Here is a 4,278-nt window from a genome sequence, read left to right as displayed (position 1 = left end):
CGACATCGCCCTCGACATCGACCTCGGTCTCGGCGACGCGCAGGTGTCCATCCGCACCACCGACCTCTCGCACGCCTACGTCGAAGAGAACTCGGCGTACTCGTCGTGACCGGCACGAGCACAGGAGACGACGTGACCGACGCACTGATCGCCGACCTCACCTCGCACCAGAAGGCGTTCGTCCTCGCCGAGGCCCTGCCGTGGCTGCAGAAGTTCCGCGACAAGATCGTGGTCGTCAAGTACGGCGGCAACGCCATGATCGACGACACCCTCAAGTCCGCCTTCGCCGCCGACATGGCGTTCCTGCGCACCGTCGGCATCCACCCCGTGGTGGTCCACGGCGGCGGCCCGCAGATCAACGCCATGCTGAAGCGCCTCGGCCTCGAAGGCGAGTTCCGCGGCGGCTTCCGCGTCACCACCCCCGAGGTCATGGACGTCGTGCGGATGGTGCTCTTCGGGCAGGTCGGCCGCGAACTCGTCGGCCTGATCAACAGCCACGGCCCGTACGCCGTCGGCACCTCCGGCGAAGACGCCGGGCTGTTCACCGCGACCCGCCGCACGGTCGTCGTCGACGGCGAGGACACCGACATCGGTCTCGTCGGCGACGTCACCGCCGTCGACCCCGGTGCGGTGCTCGACCTCATCGCCGCCGGCCGTATCCCCGTGGTCTCCACGATCGCGCCCGACGCCGACGGGGTGGTGCACAACATCAACGCCGACACCGCCGCAGCGGCCCTGGCCGAAGCGCTCGGCGCGGAGAAGCTGGTCGTGCTCACCGACGTCGAGGGCCTCTACACGAACTGGCCCGATCGCGGCTCGCTCACCTCCCGGATCGACGCCGATGCCCTCACCGCGCTGCTGCCGTCGCTCGACTCCGGCATGGTCCCCAAGATGGAGGCGTGCCTGCGTGCCGTGCAGGGCGGAGTGCCCAGCGCGCATGTCATCGACGGCCGCCGAGCGCACTCCGTGCTCCTCGAACTGTTCACCGAAGAAGGCATCGGCACCATGGTGGTGCCGGTCTCCGAGAAGGAAGGCCCCGCATGACCGGCACGTCCGACCTCCAGCAGCGCTGGGCGGGTTCGCTGATGAACAACTACGGCGTGCCCAAGGTCGCCCTGGTCGCCGGTGACGGCGCCGTGCTCACCGACGCCGACGGCAAGCAGTACCTCGATCTGCTCGGCGGCATCGCCGTCAACAGCCTCGGCCACCGTCACCCGGCGATCATCGAGGCCGTGACCGCGCAGCTGAACCAGCTCGGCCACGTGTCGAACCTGTACGCCTCGCCGCCGGTGCTCGAACTCGCCGAGAAACTCCTCGCGCACTTCGGTCACGAGGGCCGCGCCTTCTTCTGCAACTCCGGCACCGAGGCCAACGAGGCGGCGTTCAAGATCGCCCGGCTCACCGGACGGCCGAAGATCGTCGCGTGCGAGAAGGCCTTCCACGGCCGCACCATGGGCGCTCTCGCCCTCACCGGCCAGCCCGACAAGCGTGCGCCCTTCGAGCCGATGCCCGCGGGCGTCGAGTTCGTACCCTACGGCGATCTCGCCGCGCTCGACGCCGCGATCGACGAGAACACCGCCGCCGTCTTCCTCGAACCGATCATGGGCGAATCCGGCGTCGTCGTCCCGCCCGAGGGCTATCTCGCCGGCGCGCGCCGCCTCACCACCGAACGCGGCGCCCTGCTCGTGCTCGACGAGGTCCAGACCGGCATCGCCCGCACCGGCACCTTCTTCGCCCACCAGGCTGCGGGAATCACCCCCGATGTGATGACCCTTGCCAAGGGCCTCGGCGGTGGTCTGCCCATCGGCGCCGTTCTCGCGACCGGCCCGGCCGCCGAGCTGTTCCAGCCCGGCAAGCACGGCACCACCTTCGGCGGCAACCCGGTGTGCGCGGCGGCGGCACTCGCGGTGCTTCGCACGATCGACGAACAGAACCTGCTCGATCACGTGAACGCCGTCGGCAAGACCCTCGCCGCCGGCATCGAGGACATCGGGCATCCGCTCGTGTCGCACGTGCGCGGGTCCGGGCTGCTGCGTGGCATCGTCCTCACCGCCGCGAAGGCACCGGCCGTCGAAACCGCTGCCCGCGAGGCCGGTTTCCTCGTCAACGCCGCTGCCCCCGACGTGATCCGTCTCGCGCCCCCGCTGATCCTCACCGAACCGCAGGCCGAGAGCTTCGTGACAGCGCTGCCCGCGATCCTCGACACCGCCGACCGGGAAGGAAACTGACCGTGCTCCGCCACTTCCTGCGCGACGACGACCTCACCCCGGCCGAACAGACCGAGGTACTCGAACTCGCCGCCGAACTCAAGAAGGCACCGCTGTCCCGCCGCCCCCTCGAAGGGCCCCTCAGCGTCGCCGTGCTGTTCGACAAGACCTCCACCCGCACCCGCTTCTCGTTCGACGCCGGCATCGCCCAGCTGGGCGGCCACGCCATCGTCGTCGACACCGGCGCCACCCAGATCGGTAAGGGCGAAACCCTCGAGGACACCGCCCGGATGTTCTCCCGCTTCACCGAAGCGGTGGTGTGGCGCACCTACGGCCAGGACCGCATCGAGACGCTCGCCGCGCACTCGACCGTGCCCGTCGTCAACGCGCTCACCGACACCTTCCACCCCTGCCAGGTCCTCGCCGACCTGCAGACCGTCCGCGAGCGCAAGGGCAGCACCGCAGGGCTGCGCATGACCTATTTCGGCGACGGCGCGAACAACATGGCGCATTCGCTCATGCTCGGCGGCGTCACCGCCGGCATGCACGTGACCATCGCGTCCCCGGCCGGATTCACCCCCGACCCGCAGGTCGTCGCCGCGACCCGCGCGCGGGCCGAGCAGACCGGCGGCACCGTCACCGTCACCGACGACCCGCGCGCCGGAGCCGCCGACGCCGACGTGCTCGTCACCGATACCTGGGTGTCGATGGGGCAGGAGGACGACGGCAAGGACCGCGAGGCCCCCTTCCGGCCGTTCCAACTGAACGACGAGCTCGTCTCCCTCGCCGACGCCGACTCGATCGTGCTGCACTGCCTGCCCGCCTACCGCGGCAAGGAGATCACCGCCGAGGTCATCGACGGGCCGCGGTCGGTGGTGTGGGACGAGGCCGAGAACCGCCTGCACGCGCAGAAGGCCCTGCTCGTGTGGCTGCTCGAGCAGAGCCGGAGCTGACCGTGAGCACGGCGGCGAACCAGGCGGACAGCGCGGCGAGCGCGCCGACACGCGCGGCACGGCAGGCCCGTATCGTCGCTCTGCTCGCCGCACATCCCGTGCGCAGCCACACCGAACTCGCCGCTCTGCTCGCCGCGGACGGTATCGAGGTGTCCACCGCCACCCTCTCCCGCGACCTCGAGGAACTCGGGGCCGTGAAGCTCCGCGGGGCCGACGGGGGAGCGGGGGTGTACGTCGTCCCGGAGGACGGCAGCCCCGTGCGCGGCGTGACCGGCGGCACCGACCGCCTGTCCCGTCTCCTCGGTGAACTGCTGGTGTCGACCGACTCGAGCGGCAACATCGCCGTGCTGCGCACCCCGCCGGGGGCAGCGCACTATCTGGCCAGTGCACTCGATCGGGCATCATTACCCGAGGTGGTCGGAACGATCGCCGGCGACGACACCATCGCGGTCATCGCCCGCGAACCGACGACGGGAGCCGAACTGGCCGCGAAAATCGAATCACTCACCTGACCTACCACTCATAGACGCACGTCGAAATACAAAGGAGCACAAAGACAATGGCCGAACGCGTCGTACTCGCCTATTCGGGCGGGCTGGACACCTCCGTCGCCATCAGCTGGATCGGCAAGGAGACCGGCAAGGAGGTCGTCGCCGTCGCCATCGACCTCGGCCAGGGTGGCGAGGACATGGAGGTCGTGCGTCAGCGCGCCCTCGACTGCGGTGCCGTCGAATCGATCGTCGTCGACGCCAAGGACGAGTTCGCCAACGAGTACTGCCTGCCCACCGTCCAGGCCAACGCGCTCTACATGGATCGCTACCCGCTGGTCTCGGCCATCAGCCGCCCGCTGATCGTCAAGCACATCGTGCAGGCCGCCCGCGAGCACGGCGGCACCGTCGTCTCGCACGGCTGCACCGGCAAGGGCAACGACCAGGTCCGCTTCGAGGTCGGCTTCGGTGCCCTCGCTCCCGACCTCCAGGTCATCGCACCGGTCCGCGACTACGCCTGGACCCGCGAGAAGGCCATCGCCTTCGCCGAGGAGCACGGCCTTCCCATCAACGTCACCAAGCGCTCGCCGTTCTCCATCGATCAGAACGTGTGGGGCCGCGCCGTCGAGA

5 protein-coding genes are annotated in these 4,278 nt (G+C 69.8%); all 5 read left to right on the top strand.

Going from position 1 to position 4,278, the window contains the following annotated elements; genetic code table 11:
• Nucleotides 1–105 precede the first annotated feature (105 nt).
• Nucleotides 106–1,044, top strand: coding sequence for an acetylglutamate kinase (gene argB, locus R1101_RS0117060; RefSeq protein WP_016934580.1), 939 nt, complete (start codon nucleotides 106–108; stop codon nucleotides 1,042–1,044).
• Nucleotides 1,041–2,228, top strand: coding sequence for an acetylornithine transaminase (locus tag R1101_RS0117055; protein WP_016934579.1), 1,188 nt, complete (start codon nucleotides 1,041–1,043; stop codon nucleotides 2,226–2,228). Before argB ends, R1101_RS0117055 begins: the two co-directional genes overlap by 4 nt.
• 2 nt (nucleotides 2,229–2,230) lie before the next feature.
• Complete coding sequence (gene argF, locus R1101_RS0117050) at nucleotides 2,231–3,160, top strand: ornithine carbamoyltransferase (RefSeq protein ID WP_020372505.1); 930 nt, start codon at nucleotides 2,231–2,233, stop codon at nucleotides 3,158–3,160.
• A 2-nt stretch (nucleotides 3,161–3,162) separates the two neighbouring features.
• Nucleotides 3,163–3,672, top strand: coding sequence for an arginine repressor (locus R1101_RS0117045; RefSeq protein WP_016934576.1), 510 nt, complete (start codon nucleotides 3,163–3,165; stop codon nucleotides 3,670–3,672).
• A 47-nt stretch (nucleotides 3,673–3,719) separates the two neighbouring features.
• A partial coding sequence (locus R1101_RS0117040; RefSeq protein WP_016934575.1) for an argininosuccinate synthase domain-containing protein occupies nucleotides 3,720–4,278 on the top strand: 559 nt, incomplete at its 3' end.

It is taken from the genome of Rhodococcus sp. R1101 (assembly GCF_000278445.1).
Classification (GTDB): domain Bacteria; phylum Actinomycetota; class Actinomycetes; order Mycobacteriales; family Mycobacteriaceae; genus Rhodococcus; species Rhodococcus gordoniae.
The sequence above is the reverse complement of the archived record's forward strand: the minus strand, read 5'-3'. Positions and strand labels throughout refer to the sequence as shown.

What these genes read in the sequence shown, in the direction of transcription:
- R1101_RS0117055 (WP_016934579.1), top strand. Translation starts at nt 1,041, where the DNA reads ATGACCGGCACGTCCGACCTCCAGCAGCGCTGGGCGGGTTCGCTGATG.